This is a genomic window from Ferruginibacter albus, assembly GCF_020042285.1.
Classification (GTDB): domain Bacteria; phylum Bacteroidota; class Bacteroidia; order Chitinophagales; family Chitinophagaceae; genus Ferruginibacter; species Ferruginibacter albus.
On sequence record NZ_CP083388.1, the window covers coordinates 232,261 to 248,522 of the forward strand.

Annotated in this window: 17 protein-coding genes and 1 tRNA gene; 10 read left to right on the forward strand and 8 right to left on the reverse strand. The window is 36.9% G+C overall.

The window, feature by feature from the left end:
• The first annotated feature begins 19 nt into the window (after window positions 1–19).
• Window positions 20–301, forward strand: coding sequence for a hypothetical protein (locus K9M53_RS01035; RefSeq protein WP_224017149.1), 282 nt, complete (start codon window positions 20–22; stop codon window positions 299–301).
• Window positions 302–357: 56 nt separating this feature from the next.
• Here K9M53_RS01035 and K9M53_RS01040 read toward each other — a convergent pair.
• Window positions 358–429: transfer RNA gene (locus tag K9M53_RS01040), tRNA-Arg, on the reverse strand.
• A gap of 85 nt (window positions 430–514) precedes the next feature.
• Here K9M53_RS01040 and K9M53_RS01045 point away from each other — a divergent pair.
• Window positions 515–1,165, forward strand: coding sequence for a tetratricopeptide repeat protein (locus tag K9M53_RS01045; protein ID WP_224017151.1), 651 nt, complete (start codon window positions 515–517; stop codon window positions 1,163–1,165).
• Window positions 1,166–1,231: 66 nt separating this feature from the next.
• On the opposite strand, the gene K9M53_RS01050 is transcribed toward K9M53_RS01045, so the two are convergent.
• From K9M53_RS01050 to K9M53_RS01060, 3 genes are all read right to left on the reverse strand, one after another.
• Window positions 1,232–1,588, reverse strand: coding sequence for a hypothetical protein (locus tag K9M53_RS01050; RefSeq protein ID WP_224017152.1), 357 nt, complete (start codon window positions 1,586–1,588; stop codon window positions 1,232–1,234).
• Window positions 1,589–1,609: 21 nt separating this feature from the next.
• On the reverse strand, window positions 1,610–2,746 hold the full coding sequence (locus tag K9M53_RS01055) for a PA0069 family radical SAM protein (protein ID WP_224017154.1): 1,137 nt from the start codon (window positions 2,744–2,746) through the stop codon (window positions 1,610–1,612).
• A 173-nt stretch (window positions 2,747–2,919) separates the two neighbouring features.
• Window positions 2,920–3,543 (reverse strand): 2'-5' RNA ligase family protein, encoded by a 624-nt coding sequence (locus tag K9M53_RS01060; protein ID WP_224017155.1) that lies wholly within the window; start codon window positions 3,541–3,543, stop codon window positions 2,920–2,922.
• Window positions 3,544–3,656: 113 nt separating this feature from the next.
• Between K9M53_RS01060 and K9M53_RS01065 the strand changes: the two genes are divergently transcribed.
• The 3 genes from K9M53_RS01065 to K9M53_RS01075 all read left to right on the forward strand — a co-directional run bounded on the left by K9M53_RS01065 (window position 3,657) and on the right by K9M53_RS01075 (window position 5,684).
• Window positions 3,657–4,103 (forward strand): LexA family protein, encoded by a 447-nt coding sequence (locus K9M53_RS01065; protein WP_224017157.1) that lies wholly within the window; start codon window positions 3,657–3,659, stop codon window positions 4,101–4,103.
• Window positions 4,100–5,380 carry a Y-family DNA polymerase gene (locus K9M53_RS01070; protein WP_224017159.1) on the forward strand — a complete coding sequence of 427 codons (1,281 nt, stop codon included), beginning with the start codon at window positions 4,100–4,102 and terminating at the stop codon, window positions 5,378–5,380. Before K9M53_RS01065 ends, K9M53_RS01070 begins: the two co-directional genes overlap by 4 nt.
• A 112-nt stretch (window positions 5,381–5,492) precedes the next feature.
• The gene (locus tag K9M53_RS01075) at window positions 5,493–5,684 is read left to right on the forward strand and encodes a hypothetical protein (RefSeq protein ID WP_224017162.1); all 192 of its coding nucleotides are present in this window, start codon (window positions 5,493–5,495) and stop codon (window positions 5,682–5,684) included.
• Window positions 5,685–5,740: 56 nt separating this feature from the next.
• Here the strand turns inward: K9M53_RS01075 and K9M53_RS01080 are convergent, their stop codons facing one another.
• Window positions 5,741–6,349 carry an L-threonylcarbamoyladenylate synthase gene (locus K9M53_RS01080; protein WP_224017164.1) on the reverse strand — a complete coding sequence of 203 codons (609 nt, stop codon included), beginning with the start codon at window positions 6,347–6,349 and terminating at the stop codon, window positions 5,741–5,743.
• Between the two features lie 115 nt (window positions 6,350–6,464).
• Between K9M53_RS01080 and K9M53_RS01085 the strand changes: the two genes are divergently transcribed.
• The 3 genes from K9M53_RS01085 (at window position 6,465) to K9M53_RS01095 (ending at window position 10,284) form a co-directional block, all read left to right on the forward strand.
• The gene (locus K9M53_RS01085) at window positions 6,465–7,388 is read left to right on the forward strand and encodes a PfkB family carbohydrate kinase (protein ID WP_224017166.1); all 924 of its coding nucleotides are present in this window, start codon (window positions 6,465–6,467) and stop codon (window positions 7,386–7,388) included.
• A gap of 2 nt (window positions 7,389–7,390) precedes the next feature.
• Window positions 7,391–7,756: a hypothetical protein gene (locus K9M53_RS01090; protein WP_224017168.1), complete on the forward strand. Its 366-nt coding sequence runs from the start codon at window positions 7,391–7,393 to the stop codon at window positions 7,754–7,756.
• 128 nt (window positions 7,757–7,884) lie between these two features.
• On the forward strand, window positions 7,885–10,284 hold the full coding sequence (locus tag K9M53_RS01095; RefSeq protein ID WP_224017170.1) for a hypothetical protein: 2,400 nt from the start codon (window positions 7,885–7,887) through the stop codon (window positions 10,282–10,284).
• Window positions 10,285–10,352: 68 nt separating this feature from the next.
• Here K9M53_RS01095 and K9M53_RS01100 read toward each other — a convergent pair whose 3' ends face one another.
• Entirely contained in the window at window positions 10,353–10,937 is a 585-nt protein-coding gene (locus tag K9M53_RS01100) for a hypothetical protein (RefSeq protein ID WP_224017171.1), read from the reverse strand.
• An 83-nt stretch (window positions 10,938–11,020) separates the two neighbouring features.
• Window positions 11,021–13,678, reverse strand: coding sequence for a lamin tail domain-containing protein (locus K9M53_RS01105; protein WP_224017173.1), 2,658 nt, complete (start codon window positions 13,676–13,678; stop codon window positions 11,021–11,023).
• A 418-nt stretch (window positions 13,679–14,096) separates the two neighbouring features.
• Here K9M53_RS01105 and K9M53_RS01110 point away from each other — a divergent pair, with 418 nt between their 5' ends.
• Window positions 14,097–15,089: an aspartate-semialdehyde dehydrogenase gene (locus K9M53_RS01110; protein ID WP_224017175.1), complete on the forward strand. Its 993-nt coding sequence runs from the start codon at window positions 14,097–14,099 to the stop codon at window positions 15,087–15,089.
• A gap of 102 nt (window positions 15,090–15,191) precedes the next feature.
• Here K9M53_RS01110 and K9M53_RS01115 read toward each other — a convergent pair whose 3' ends face one another.
• On the reverse strand, window positions 15,192–15,689 hold the full coding sequence (locus tag K9M53_RS01115; protein ID WP_224017177.1) for a hypothetical protein: 498 nt from the start codon (window positions 15,687–15,689) through the stop codon (window positions 15,192–15,194).
• A gap of 56 nt (window positions 15,690–15,745) precedes the next feature.
• On the opposite strand from K9M53_RS01115, the gene K9M53_RS01120 reads away from it, so the two are divergent.
• The gene (locus K9M53_RS01120) at window positions 15,746–16,252 is read left to right on the forward strand and encodes a cupin domain-containing protein (protein ID WP_224017179.1); all 507 of its coding nucleotides are present in this window, start codon (window positions 15,746–15,748) and stop codon (window positions 16,250–16,252) included.
• Window positions 16,253–16,262 lie beyond the last annotated feature (10 nt).

A 16,262-nucleotide genomic window follows, 5' to 3' on the forward strand; every position in this document is an offset into this window, starting at 1 on the left:
TCTTCCATATCAGTAAAGGGTGAAAAAACAGCGACCATTACTAAACCCGGCAACATTGAAAGTAGAAGCAAAAGCAATATCCAACGGAACGATCAATGTTATATTAAGTAATTCAAAAGACAATCTTGTTGCATTCTTCAACGTAAAAGCGGCACCCGGTATAAAAAACAAATTCCTATATTTTATAATGCCGCCTGGTTGGAGCCATACCGGTGATCATAAAACTGCTAAAGCAACTTTAAAAAAATATCTTGAGGAAGAACAAAAAACCCAAAGCCATTATCTAATTGACAGCTTTTGAGATTGTATGATTTAAGCAAAAAGCAGCTATATCTGTTTATTTGTATTAAAACTTAGTAGTCCCAGCAAGAATCGAACTTGCATCAAAAGTTTAGGAAACTTCTATTCTATCCATTGAACTATGGGACCAATATTGAGCGGCAAAAATACTATCACAAATCAGAAATCACAAATCCACTATCGTGCCCTATCTTTGCCATCCAATTTTATATGTATGAAGTGGTTGAACACGATTATCAAATACCGTTTACAATTAGGTATTCTTTTTTTAGCGCTGGCAATTTTTACCAATATACAAGCTGGTTTTTGGCCTTCATTTATTTTATATTTGATAGCAGTGGTGCTGATTGTAGGGCATTTTATTTTTGGCCCGCTACGTTTAATACAGGATGCTATGGAGCAGGGGGATATGGAAGGAGCCAAAAAGGTAATTAATTCTATAAAATTTCCGGGGTTGTTGATCAAACCCGTTCGCTCGGTGTATTATACTATTAAAGGCAATCTGGCAATGGTTGACCAGGATTTTGATACCGCTGAAAGGCTAATGAAGAAGAGCCTCGATATGGGTATGCCGATGAAAGAAGCTGAAGGCGCCAACAAATTGCAATTAGGAATGCTCGCCATGCAAAAAGGCGATCTAAAACAATCGGAATCTTATATCCGTGCAGCTATCCGTTCAGGATTGCCTGATAAAGAAAATGAAGCAGCAGCCTACTTACAGCTATCTTCTATCATGATAAACAAAAGAGAGTTTCGAGCAGCAAAAGAATATTTCAGAAAAGTAAAAGCATTAAAGCCTACTACTCCGCAAATTGTTGACCAGGTAAAGCAAATGGAGAAATATATTACCCGTATGCCGGGATAATTAAAAAAAACTTAATAAAAAGCCTCTCAAATTTTGAGAGGCTTTTTATTAGCGATCTTAAAATCATTAATAAGGCAACGTCAAAGCATTTTTATTAATTTCCGGTTTATAAATATTTTTTACAAACGAAATATTATTCTGTAGCCAATCTTCATTCGTTGCCCAGGCAATACATTTTTTTATAAATTCATTTTCCCAGTTTTGGCTAATGATAGTTTGGTCGGATTCATTTCCAACAATAAAGTCTTTTAGCTTTGCATCAAAGTAAGGAATAGAAACAATAAAGTCTACGATCTCTTCATCTGTAACAGCAATGGTTTCATTTGCTACACTCTCTACAGAGATATTACGACGCAGATAAATGGTAGTATTGATAGACCTTTCAATGATGTTTACTAAATAATCCCCGGTTATTGATGTCATAAGTTTTATCGATTTAATTTCTCAAAATAATTTTCCCTGTCCGCCCGGAACTCTAAATAATTTTGTATTCAAGCTCCACTCTTCTGCATTCATATTATACAGCTTACCGTATTTTTTATATTGCTGATTTACTAATTGCGCAATATTTCCTTCGCCCCGCATGCGCACGCCCCAGCGGGTATCATTCACTTTTCCATCATGACTTTGCTCTACTAAATGCCAAACTTTATCTGCATGATTCGGAAAGTTTTTATACAGCCAATCGTGAAATAAGAATTTAATAGCGCCATTTAAACGGATAAAAGTATAAGCAGTAAAAGTGGCACCGCAATCAGCAGCAGCTTTCATGATGCGTTGCATTTCGTGTTCATTCAAACCCGGGATCATTGGTCCCATCATTATTCCCATGCGCACACCGGCATTGCTTAACTCTTCAATTACTTTTAATTTTTGCTTGGCGGTGGTAGTACGCGGCTCCATTACTCTGCGCAGATCTTCATTAAAAGAAGTAATGGAAACCATGGCTGATACAATTTGTTTCTTCGCCATTTCCTGTAACACATCTTTGTCTTTTAATATCCATGAGTTTTTTGTGAGTATGCCAACCGGCTGATTAAATTCGTTGCATACTTCCAGCATCGCTCTTGTTAAACGATAAGTTTGTTCTGCCGGTTGATAACAATCTGTATTTCCGCTTAACATGATGGGAGTACAAACCCATTTTGGATTCATTAAGAACTTGCGTAACAGTTGTGGTGCATTTTTCTTTACAATTATCTTTCGTTCAAAATCCAAACCTGCACTGTAACCCCAGTATTCATGAACATTACGTGCATAACAATAAATGCAGCCATGTTCACAACCGGCATAAGGATTCATACTATAGCTCATGCCCACATCCGGACTTGCAACATTGTTTACAATGGTTTTTGATTGTTGCTCTATGTATTGTGTCGGCACATTTGTTTCTTCCCAATCATCAATACCTTCAATATGTTCTTTGGTAGATTCATTTTTTATGAACTTATTTTTTGTATTGAATTGTGCTCCTCTGCCTTGTAGGTACTGAGATGTCTCTTCCTGTGATTTTACATTTACTTTATGATGGTCCTGCCGAAGATTCATTTGCTTGGCAGATGGTTTGGAGTTATTATCCATTATTATTATTTTGTTTCACGCAAGCTGCAAAGAGTTAAAGCGCAAAGATTTTTTGTTGAATATTATTTCAGACTTAAAAGTTGCTAATAGTTGACAGCGGTATACGTACAAGTGAAAGATGCTTCGTTTCTCAGCACAGTTTCCACAATGCCGAAATTTAATAGTACCGCTCGTTACATAAATAACTCGCCTTGTGTCGTTGCCGGTATCAGCAGGTTTTGAAATTCCAGCCGCTGCACAATTTGATAGCGCATTTCACCAACAGGTCGTTTTAATAATAACATGGCGTCGGCTATAAATCTTCCCGTAAAATGTTTGTGACTGTATTCCAACCAGCCTTTTTCATATTGCCAGGGTAAAAGTTTACGGGCAATCGTTAAATGCGGTTCCAAAATAAAGTGTGGCTTATTGTCCTCGTTTAGTTTCATTAAACGTTGAGCTTCACTGCGAATTTGCTTTACCAAACTTTGTATCGGCAATTTTGATAGTATATTAATATATATGGTATGCGATGGAAAGCTGCCGTAATCTTTCAATTCTATTTTTATGGGATGAAATGACATGGCAATTGCCTTTAAACGATTCAATAATCTTTCTTCCAGCATTTCGTATTGTACAAAATTTACCAATGTGATATGAGGTTTGCTGTATAAAGCCGTATCGGATTGATAGGTATCATGAAACTGCTGCTTTACATGCATGATCTTATTACGCAATTCTTCATGTGGATTCAGCACCAGTAAATATTCATATACCCTGTAACCGGGTATACTGTTGAGTTCTTTAATGTTTTTCATATTTAAATTTTTTTATGCCTGATGTATGTAGTACAAACTCTAAACCAAACTTGTTTTACCAAATAATTTAGTATAAATTTACTAAAATATTTAGTCAAACAAAATTAATTTTTATGGAGGATGAACTTTTTTTTAGCAGTACTTATAAGGGGAGTAAACAATTTAAGCAACAAGATGTACCGATGGCTAATGCAACCGGCTTTGGCGCTGCTGCCGATGATTATATGGAACGTGGCATAGATCTGAATGAACAATTGATCCGAAATAAACCGGCAACATTTTTCTTTAAGATGAATAGCAACGCTATGAATGGTGCCGGCATTCAAAGTGGAGATATATTGATTGTTGACCGTTCTGTGAAAGCAATAAGCGGAAAAATAATTATTGCAGCGATTGATGGAGAGTTGGTAGTACGTCGCTTATCACAAACAATGAATCGCATCATACTGCAGGCAGAAAACAGGCAATTCAGAGATATTGTTGTGGAAGAGTTTACCGCATACCAGCCTTGGGGCGTTGTTACCTGCGTTATTCATATTCTTGAAAAAGGATTGTTATGAAAGCTGTAGTAGATTGTAATAGTTTTTATTGTTCCTGCGAACGGTTGTTTCAACCGCACTTGGACGATCGCCCTGTTGTGGTGCTGAGTAATAATGATGGATGCATTGTTTCCCGCAGCGATGAAGCTAAAAAGATCGGCGTTGAAATGGCAGGACCATATTTTAAAGCAAAACCATTGATAGATAAATACAATGTTGCAACGTTTTCTTCTAATTATAATTTGTATGGCGATTTAAGCTGGCGTGTAATGGAAACATTAAAAATGATCCTGGGAAGAGAGAATGTAGAAGTATATTCTGTTGATGAAGCCTTTTTAAATTTAGATGAATTTGAGAACGCTGATCTGTATGAAGTCGGTTTATTCATTCGCCAAACTGTAGAGCAATGGACGGGGATAAAAGTATCTGTAGGTGTAGCGCCAACAAAAGTGTTATCGAAAGTTGCCAATCATCTTGCCAAAAAAAATAAAAAAGAAACACAGTGTGTAGTGGTACTGGATAATGAAGAAAGTATTGCCGGTGCATTGCAACAAACGCCTGTTGGCGAGATATGGGGCGTAGGTAGAAAATATGCAGAGAAGCTACGGATGTACTTATTATTTACCGCTTATGATTTAAGTAAGAAAACAGAAGAATGGGCAGGTAAAAATATGGGAGGTATAACGGGCGTGCGTTTATTGAGAGAATTGAAAGGCGAAGATGCAATTTTTTCGGACAATGAATTGATAAATAAAAAGATGATCGCCACTACAAGAATGTTTGGTCGTATTGTTGATGATATTAATGAGATCAAAGAAGCAGTGGCTACTTATACTTCAAAAGCTGCAGAAAAATTACGTCGACAACAAAGTGCTGCTACTGTAATAAGCGTGTTTATGGTTACAAAAGGAGAAGATCATAACATCGGTTTTCATCGCGGTAAAAGCATTGGAAGTTACACTACTTTGCCTTTTGCAACATGTGCCACCAACGAATTGATTAAACCGGCATTAGAATTAGTAGAACGTTTATATGAGAAGGACAAACTCTATAAAAAAGCCGGCGTAATGTTAAGCGGATTGGTTCCTGATGAAACCATACAGGGAAATTTGTTTGTTCCTGAAACAGACAATAACAAACGTTTTTTAATGAATACAGTTGATAATGTAAACTTCGCTATGCGCAACGATGTAATAAAATTTGCAGCATCCGGCACTAAAAAAGATTGGAAAATGCGACAGGAACTGCGTAGCCCAAGATATACTACCCGGTGGAATGAACTAATGGAAGTGAAATAACAATTGCTTTACAATTGCAAAAGTTTTCTTAAAGGAAATTCGTGTTTAAACTTTGTTTTCAATAAAACATCTATTTAGTAAAAGAATTAAATAACAATTAAAAACATTTTTTATGAAATCGAAATTCTTCCTTGCATCAATTGCAACATTAATATTGGCTTTTGGAATCAGTACAGCGAATGCTGCTCCTGTAAAACCTCCGGTTAAACATGGTACCGAAATGCGGGTAAACAAAAAACAGGTAAAAAAACATCATCATAAACACCACCACAGACACCATAAAGGAATAAGACGCGTTAAGTAGTTTTTGTTTGAAACATGGGTAATGATAAATGCTTCGGGATAGACCCGGAGCATTTTTTATGCAGCCCATTCGCCCAATCCTTGGCGTAATACTTTCCAATCGTCGGTAGTACAATCAACAACAGTAGAAGGAACCATTCCGCCAATGCCACCATCAATAACTATGTCCACCAGGGTTTCAAATTTTTTATACATTAATTCAGGGTCGGTGTATTCTTCTACCATTTCACCGGGTAACGATGTGCTCAAAATAGGATTACCGGTTTCCTGTAAAATGGCGCAGCAAATCTTATTGTCCGGCACACGCAAGCCAATAGTTGATTTTTTGCTTTGCAGTATTTTAGGCACCTGCTTACTGGCAGGTAGAATAAATGTATAAGGCCCGGGCAAATGATTTTTTAATACACGGTAAAGTGGAGTGTCAATACTTTTAGTATAGTCGCTTAGATTACTAAGGCTGCTGCAAATGAATGATAACTGCGCTTTTTGAATGTCTATATTCTTAATGCGACAAATTTTTTCAACGGCTTTATGCTGAAAAATATCACATCCTAAACCATAAATGGTATCAGTAGGATAAATAATGATACCGCCATCTTTCAGGCATTCGGCTACCTGCTTAATCAACCTTGGTTGAGGGTTTTCAGTATGAACCTGTATTAACACAATGGTAATTTTATTGTTTTGTAAAAACCTTTCACAACTTAGCAAAAACACTTTGCAATCCACTACTTTTGCATAGTTTTTTAGAAATCAATTTTTATACCATTTAAAATTAATTATGTCTGTAATTACAGTTGGCACCATGGCTTTTGACGCTATTGAAACGCCTTTCGGAAAAGTAGATAAGATAGTAGGAGGTTCCGCAACATATGTTGCGTATGCTGCAAGCAATTTTGTACAACCTGTACAACAAATCTCTATTGTTGGCTACGATTTTCCTAAAGAAGAAATGGATTCATTAAAAAAGTTGGGTGTTCAGTTGGAAGGTGTAGAAATTGTTCCCGATAAAAAATCTTTTTTCTGGAGTGGTAAATATCATTTAGATATGAACACCCGTGATACATTGGTTACAGATCTAAACGTGTTGGCAGATTTTAAACCTGTTGTACCGGATAGTTATCAAGGAGCAGAATTTGTAATGTTAGGAAATTTGGCTCCTGAAATACAACTGAGTGTGATCAGTCAATTAAAAACAAGACCAAAGTTGATCGTAATGGACACCATGAATTTTTGGATGGACATTGCTTTGGATGGATTGAAACAAGTATTGCAAAAGGTAGATGTATTATTAGTGAATGATGGGGAAGCAAGGCAATTAAGCGGTGAATTTTCTTTAGTGAAAGCAGCCCGTAAAATATTAACCATGGGTCCAAAATTTTTGATCATAAAAAAAGGAGAGCATGGTGCATTACTATTCCACGAAAATCATGTTTTCTTCGCACCTGCGTTACCGTTAGAAGAAGTGTTTGATCCCACCGGTGCCGGAGATACATTTGCGGGTGGCTTCATCGGTCATTTAGCAAAAACAAAAGACATCAGCTTTGAAAATATGAAGACTGCTATTATTGTTGGTAGCGCTTTGGCGAGTTTCTGCGTAGAAAAATTTGGGCCTGAAAGAATAAAAGAAATAACCAAAGAAGATATTGACAGAAGATTAGCAGAGTTTGTACAATTGGTAAATTTTGATATTGATTTAGTATAACTATGGCAGACGCAATAATATTAATATTTCTTTGTTGGGGTATTTCAATTAAAGCCAGGAAAAAAGGGCTAAGTTCCATACGATGGATATTTTATACCATCGCTGCCTGGTTTGGGGCTGAATTGTTTATTGGCGCTCCGCTTGCATTATCATTGTCACATATAAATGCGGAACAGTTGCGGAACATGGTTTTAAATCCTACTTCCAATGCAGATCTTTCTCAATTGCTTTTATTTGAACTAATTGCATTAATGGCTGCTTTCGGCGGTTACCTTGTGATAAGATATAATTTAGAAAAGAAACCGGATTATGACGATAACGAGAAAAAAGATGTGGGTATCGATGATCTAAAACCTCCGGTAAAATAACTAAAGCTCCTCATTGCCAAATGGGGAGTTTTAATTTATACTGTTTAGCATCTTATTAATATTTTTTCTGCCAAATAATAATTTACTTTATACATAGAAAATAAGTAACTGCCATGAAGAGAAACCGCATGTTTAAATTTTTATCTTTCATTGTCATTGTTTTACTCTTTATTCAACCTGTTAAGGCACAGCATATAGATTCATTATTAAATCAATTAACTGCCCAATATCAGCAGGAAAAAATTTATGTGCAGTACGATAAAGGATATTATTTTTCCGGCGATACCATTTGGTTCAAAGCTTATATTACCACAGTAAACCTGGCACCTGCATTAAGTAAAACGATATATGCAGAATTGTTGGATGATAAAGGAAAATTATTACAGCGGAAAGTAATGCCGGTAATTCAATCGGGAGCGGCATCAGCGTTTGAATTACCCGATTCATTAAAATCATCAACATTGTACGTTCGTGCTTATACACAATGGATGCTCAACTTCGATTCCTCTTTATTATATATAAAACCTATTTCTATTATCAATACTTCTCAAGCACCCAAAAAACCAATTGCCTCATTATATACGTTATCGTTTTTTCCTGAAGGTGGTGACCTGGTCGCAGGCATTGCTTCCAAAGTAGCATTTAAGGCAGTTGATCAAAAAGGAATGCCGGTAGCGGTTTCAGGCAATATTGTTGATGAAAAGAATTCAAAAGTGACAGCCTTTTCGTCTGTACATGATGGTATGGGATATTTTACGCTTGATCCCTTGGCAGGCAAGCTCTACAAGGCACAATGGAAAGATAAAAAAGGAACGTTGCATGAAACTGCCTTGCCAACAATAAAAGAACAAGGAGCAACATTAGCGCTTACCTATGAAAATAATCGCGTTAATTATAGTATCTCAAGAACAGATGGTGTTGATGAATCGTTCAAAAAATTTTCCGTTATAGCGCATATCCAACACCAATTGGTTTACAGCGCTAAAATTAATATGGCTGCTAAAAACGTAGTGAATGCATATATTCCTGCAGACAGTACTATTGATGGCATTATGCAGGTAACCTTATTCAATGCGGATGATGTGCCCGTTGCCGAACGTATTGTTTTTGTTAGCCAGGGAAATTATTTTTTTAATACGGATCTGCATGCTATTGAAAAGAATATTATCAAGCGTGGTCACAATGTGTTGCAGATAGATGTTGGCGGAACGTTAAACACCAATTTGTCTATTGCTGTTACAGATGGTGATTTAAATCCTGTTTCGGGTAATGAAGACAATATTTACTCTTCTTTATTATTGAGCCAGGATGTAAAAGGATATGTGTATAACCCTGCTTATTATTTTTCAAGTGATGATGATTCTGTAAAACAACATTTAGACCTGGTAATGATGACAAACGGTTGGCGTAGGTTTAAGTGGGAGGAATTATTGGTCGGTAAATGGCCGCAATTAAAATATTCCATCGATAGCCAAATATCAATACAAGGCAAGGCATTTGGATTAACCTCGATTGCTTTAAAAGGAAAAGAGTTGACGGGGATCCTTAAAACAAAAAATACATCTACCAATATGTTTATAATGCCATTGGATAAAGCCGGGCAATTTAAACAAAGTAATATGTATTTTTTTGATACGGCTAAATTGTTTTATCAATTCAATAACGATAAGGATAAGATATTTACTTCTACGGCGAGTTTCTCTTTTAGTAATGGTTTTGCAAAACCCCCGTTTTCATCACTTCAACAATTAAATGATCTTTTTATAAATCCTATAGATAGTTCTTTATGGAAAAAAAATAAACTTATTGCAGATCTGATTCACAAAGAATTTTTAGAAAATGAAAAAAAGATAAAGCTACTAACCACTGTTACGGTAACTGCTAAAATAAAATCCAAGGAGGAAAAAATGAATGAAGAATATACTTCAGGATTTTTTTCCAGCGATGACGCACATACGTTTATATTGGAAGATGATATATCGTCAAGTTCCTATTCAAGTATTATTAACTACTTGCAAGGAAAGGTAGCTGGGCTGCAAATCTATACGGATGGCAGCGGCAATGCTTCGGCTTCGTGGAGAGGAGGTACTCCGGGCTTTTACCTGGATGAAATGAGCAGCGATATGAGTGCGATGCAATCAATACCTGTTGCAGACATTGCTATGATAAAAGTTTTTCCGCCTCCATTCTATGGAGGTTCAGGAGATGGGTCAGGTGGTGCTATTGCCATTTATACAAAAAAAGGCAGCAGCCGAAACCCGGACATAAAGGGGTTGGATTTTGTTTCTATTGTTGGGTATTCGCCTATTAAAGAATTCTATTCTCCTAACTATGAAACAACTACCGATTTTTCAGCTCCTGATTATCGCACTACGCTTTACTGGAATCCTTATTTGATAATGAATGCAAAACGAAGAAGAATAACCATTCCTTTTTATAATAATGATCAATGTAAAAAGATCAGAGTTATAATTGAAGGCGTAAATGAAAATGGACAGTTAACGCACGAAGAAAAAATATTTCAATAAAAGTGCTATAAAATAATAAGTCCAGCATAATTTTTAAAATTATGCTGGACTTAAACGATAAAAATAATCTAGAAATTTTTGCTCGCCAATTCCATTTCTGCAGATAAACCTTCTATTTTAATTTCTCCATACTGATCCGACCAATAAGAGGTTTGATCATTGAATGCATTTTTAAAAGTTGTTTTTATTTTTTTGCAAATAAATGTTCCTGCAGGTACCGTAACAGATTCATTTAATGATTCAAGCTCGTGATAATACGTTTCTGAAGGCGTTATTCTTGTCCATTTGTCACCAACCTGCGCATTGGTAAATTTCAAAATAGGCTGATCAGGACCAATACTTTCTCCGTCATCATACGTACATAAAAATCCATTTGAATAATATTCAAATGCCGTGCTTTTATCATTATCAAACGTAACAGCTAATGTAAATATTCCATTATTGTTGGCGGTTATTTCCTGCGTGGAGGTAGAATAACTGAATGCAAGGATTCCTCCTGTTATATTGTACACCCATTTATTACCTGTTTTTAAATAGGTGATTGGAGGATTAGGGTCGGCTTTAACACCACCTGAACTGGCATCATCTTTTTTACAGGAATACAAGGATATAATAGCGCATAGCGCTAATGCCGGAATACGAACTTTTTTCATTTGTAGGTTTTTTAAAATTTGGGAATTATGTTATAGAACAAATATATATAATTTGTTTTGATGATGTTCCCGATAAACATAAATTAGTTCTTTCTTGCCAATACAACAGTATTCTTAAACTGTTTTGTTTTTCCTTGCAGGTTAAATATTTCTGTATAGATCACATACACGCCAACAGGGAGCTTCGCATTTTTATCATTCAATCCATCCCAGCGATAAAATCCTTTTATACCGCAAAGTGCATTCTTTTGCAGGTAGCGTACCGGCCTTCCTGAAGCATCAAAAATTGTTATGTTGGCAACATATCCCGGCTCAGGAAAATTATAATCGATCGTTGCAAAATCATCTTGCCCATCATTGTCAGGAGAAAATACAGATGGAGAAACAGTTATCTCACCTTGCACCTGTTGATCTAAGCGGTATTGAGAATTTTTATAAGTAGGTGTTCCATATCCAACACTTGTGGCAGCAGAATGCCAGTTGCTCTGTTGTTGTGGTTGTGTAGTGTCATCAGAATTGATTCTTTCCAAAGCAACGCCTTCTGTATTATGGATCAGCGGAAATTGCCATTTGTCTGTATAATCCACTTCATCAATTATGGTTTGGTCTCCCGTGCAAAGTATCACATACCCCTTATCATCACTATAAGATGGCATACTCGGTACCGTTACAAAAGCGGTAGTATCTTTTACATAAAAATCTCTGCGTACAATAGCCGGATTAGATGTTGCCACTACATACTGTTGCGGTTGTAACAGCTGACTTGCACTGCTTAATTTTTGTAAACTTCCTATAGCTCCTGTTGTGCTGCTGCGATTGGCAATATAAACAGTGCTCAAATCAATTACTTTGTTACTGCGATTGTATATTTCAACATAATCAACACCCGAGGGTTGTAAATTGATGGATGGAATAGGATTGTATAATATTTCATTTACCACGAGGTCAAAAGGCGCAACAGGAGAAGCAACTAATAAATTGGCTGAATTGGTAGCGCCGATCAGGTTGCCTAAGCAATCTGTAACATTGCTTGCTGTAATTGTATATTGAGTACCTGTAACCAATGGAGCACTTAATGTAATATTAACGGAATTGTATAACGGACCAACTGCTGTTGCGGCACTAACAGTTAAATTATTAGTGAGTGTGTAATTAGAAATGGCAGAACCGGAGATACTATCCAATGATTCATCGAAGTTGATAACAATGTGCGTTGGATCTGTAACAAAAGCGCTTAAAAGTTTTGGACCTGTTACATCTGCAGTTCCTCCGTTTACTGAATTAACGGTGCCGGGTGTTCCGCCACGAGGGTCGATGCTTGCTGTCCAATTGGAAGCACCTGAGCATGGGCTCGTAGTGTTGATCATTTCCAATGTCCAGCCGCCATCTTTCTTTGTATCATCTCCAAACCAGTCAGGAGAATAATTTACAGCGTGAATGGTTGCTCCATTATTGTCCACCAACGTAAGCAATTCACCTGAATTATTTAATGAAGGAAAACTGCTTACACCCAGTACATCGCCATAAGCCGACATATCTGCAACAGAACTTGTACCACATAAAATTACATAAGAGCCGGGTTGCAAAACAAAGGAAGTAAAAGCGCCGCTTTGTCCTGTAGCATCTTTAATTCGCCAGCCTTGCAGATTGATGGCAGAGGAAGAAGTATTCTTCAGTTCCACCCACTCTCTTTCAGGCAGGCTGACAGCAGGTGTTTCATCGCTCATGATCTCATCAATTACCACATCATATTTTTGAGCTGTATAAGGAGCAAAATAAGTGAAGCTGGTAGTTCCATTACTAATTGCATTACCCGAAATATCTTTTACTCCGTTGATGGTAAGCGTATTGCTTACAGCATTTGCAAAACCGGCAGAAAAGGTTAAATGTACCAATGCGCTATTGCTTACATCTAATGCGGCAGTTGATGGGGCGCCTAAATTATTATTGGCTGAATAATTATTGATGTCCTGTGCTGTAGTAGCATCTAACGCTTCATTAAACAATACATCTACTGTTGATGGTAATGTAACAGCGGAGGATTGAATAAGCGGTGGGGTAACATCGGGCGTGTAAGGTTGCACTACTATGCTATCGAAATAATGATTTTTACGTGGAGTAGCCGCGTTGCTTTCCGTAATTAATATGCCAAAGAAAGAAGAGGTAGTATAAGTAGCATCCACTGCAGAGCCTTCGCTGCTGTAATTGGTACCACCGGTCATGTCACGATATAATATCCATTGATTGTTGGCATCCCGTACTACTTTAATGCGGATCAGGTTATTACTGGAACTTGATACTTCGTTATTTAATCCATCAATTAAACGGGTTGTATCATTTGCACCTGTGCTACCTTTTTTAAATAAACAGATTTCTTTTTGAGTACCGCCGATGCGTACAAAGTAACCTGAAGTGGCGCTCGCCGTTAGATCGCTTGCAGAAGCAATTAAATAAACATCTACGTAATTGGCGCTGCTAACGGAGAATTTAAGATTTACGAAAAAACTCCATTCGGCAGTAGTAGCTAAAGTATTGGCAGTACTTAAATAGTATTTAATAGAGCTTGCGCCCACAGCATTGCTTTGCAGTTGCGATGATGTGTTTACGATGAAGCTGTCGGTATTACCAATCCAGGTGGGATTATTGGTAAAGTCGCCATCGGTAAAAGTTTCTGAAAATTGTGCAGACCCGGTTAGCACTGAAAATAATAACGAAAGGCAGAAAATCAATTTTTTCCTCATAAATAGCAAATCTTGTTTTTTAAAGATAATGACTTTATATAATACTCAGTTCATTGTTTACCTGCTTTGTGATAAGTTGCTATTGTTCAATATAAAAATACGTGATGACGGGCTGCGGGATGTAAGCGGAAAGCCCGCTGAAGCTAAGTGTGTGGGCTATGTGGCGGACTTGTAGCGTACAACCCGAACCACTGATGAATAAAGCGGTGCAGCCGATAGCCCATAAAAATTATTAATTGCCAATTATAAATTATTAATTAAAATGCCTACATTTGCGCCCACAATGATGAACAAGAAACATACAAAGACCACCAAGACGTTTTCCCAAAAGGAAGGTTAATGGTATTTGTTTGTTCTACAATATTCACAAGCCTTCCTCAACGGGAAGGCTTATTTTTTAAATTTAAAAACAAATAAAATGAAAGTTGCCGTAGTAGGCGCTACCGGCTTGGTAGGCAGCAAAATGTTGCAGGTTTTAGCAGAAAGAAATTTTCCTGTGGATGAATTAATTCCTGTTGCTTCTGAAAAATCAATAGGTAAAGAAGTGGAATTTAAAGGAAAGAAATATAAAGTAGTTGGCTTTGAAGATGCAATTAAAGCAAAGCCTGCTGTAGCTATATTTTCTGCAGGTGGCAGTACCTCGTTAGAGCTGGCACCAAAATTTGCTGAAGCAGGTATTACGGTTATCGATAACTCATCGGCATGGCGCATGGACCCTACTAAAAAATTAGTAGTGCCGGAAGTAAATGCCAATGTATTGACGAAAGACGATAAGATCATTGCAAATCCTAACTGCTCTACCATCCAAATGGTATTGGTGTTAAAACCTTTGCACGAAAAATATAAAATTAAAAGAGTAGTGGTTTCTACTTACCAAAGTGTTACCGGTACAGGCGTTAAAGCCGTTGATCAATTATTTAATGAACGTAAAGGCGTGGAAGGTGAAATGGCTTACAAATACCAGATTGATCTGAATGTAATTCCGCAGATCGATGTGTTTACAGAAAACGGTTACACGAAAGAAGAAATGAAGATGATCAAAGAAACCAACAAGATCATTGGCGATAATTCTATTAAAGTAACGGCAACGACTGTACGCATTCCTGTTATTGGCGGGCATAGCGAAAGTTTGAACATTGAATTTGAAAATGATTTTGATGTAGAAGAAGTAAAAGCATTATTAAGCAAAGCTCCTGGATTGGTGTTGCAGGATGATATAGCGAATGCTGTTTATCCAATGCCATTAACAGCGCATGAAAAAGATGAGACCTTTGTTGGTCGCATCCGCAGAGATGAATCACAAGCGAATACATTGAACTGCTGGGTGGTGAGCGATAACTTGCGTAAAGGCGCTGCTACTAATGCTATACAAATTGCAGAGTATTTGCAAAGTAAAGGTTTGTTGAATTAGAGCTGAACGAAGATTGATAACAGATATATTATGATAAGGCTCCGATTTTTCGGAGCCTTATATTTATTTCTTTGTGCGCTTTGTTTCTCTGTGAGAAATCATTTAAAACAATCCCCATTCATCTTCACAATCGTCTTTTTCAAAAGTAGCTACCCACTCTTTAAAAAGTAAACGGAAGTTTTGCATTTCATCCTTTATTACCTTTTCGTGTTTTTCATCTGCTAGTCCCATTAATACAGATACGCCTATTTGTTCCATTAGCTGAATACAGTTTACACGAATAATGGCGGCATTTTCCATTTTAATGATATAAAGCGTATCGCCGGCAGCACTCATAATTTTGGGCGCAACTACCATTAGATTTTCTATGATGAGCTTTTGCGTAAAACCTTGCTCCTCATCTTCGGGCAGCGATTCGGCAAAAGCAATCGATAAATGAAAAACATCTCTCCATTTATTATAAAGCGTTTCGGCTATCTGTATTGCTTTATTGGTTTTCCATTCTTCTCCTTCTTCATTATTAAGCCGTAAAAATTTATCATCCCATTCCGGCAGAAAAAATAACTGTCCCAGGTCCATATTAATTTTTTGAGGAAACAAAGGAACGATTCATTTTAATAAATAACGTTATAATTTTGCGATTCCTATTTTATACAATGACAGTGACACCTCAACAGCTTATTAAGCAATTCAGTTTACAACCGCATCCGGAAGGTGGTTATTATAAAGAAACCTATCGTTCTGCAGAAGTAATTCCTGTAAAAGTTCTGGATAAACGTTTTAAAGGAGACCGGAACTTTTCAACCGCTATTTACTTTTTATTGGAGCAGGGTAATTTTTCTGCTTTTCATAAAATACAAAGTGATGAATGCTGGCATTTTTATGCAGGAGGCTTGTTGTTGATCCACGTTATACATATCAATGGAAAATTTGAAACCATCAAATTGGGAAGTGATCTGCAAAAAGGTGAAGTGTTTCAATATGTAATACCTGCCGGTTGCTGGTTTGCAAGCGAACCTGCACCAGGTACAGAGTTTAGCTTTGTAGGTTGTACCGTTGCTCCGGGTTTTGATTTTGACGATTTTACTTTGGCTAAAGCTGATGTATTGGCAAAAACTTTTCCTAAGCAGGAAACAATTATAAGAAGATTGTGCAGGCAATAATAAACGTATA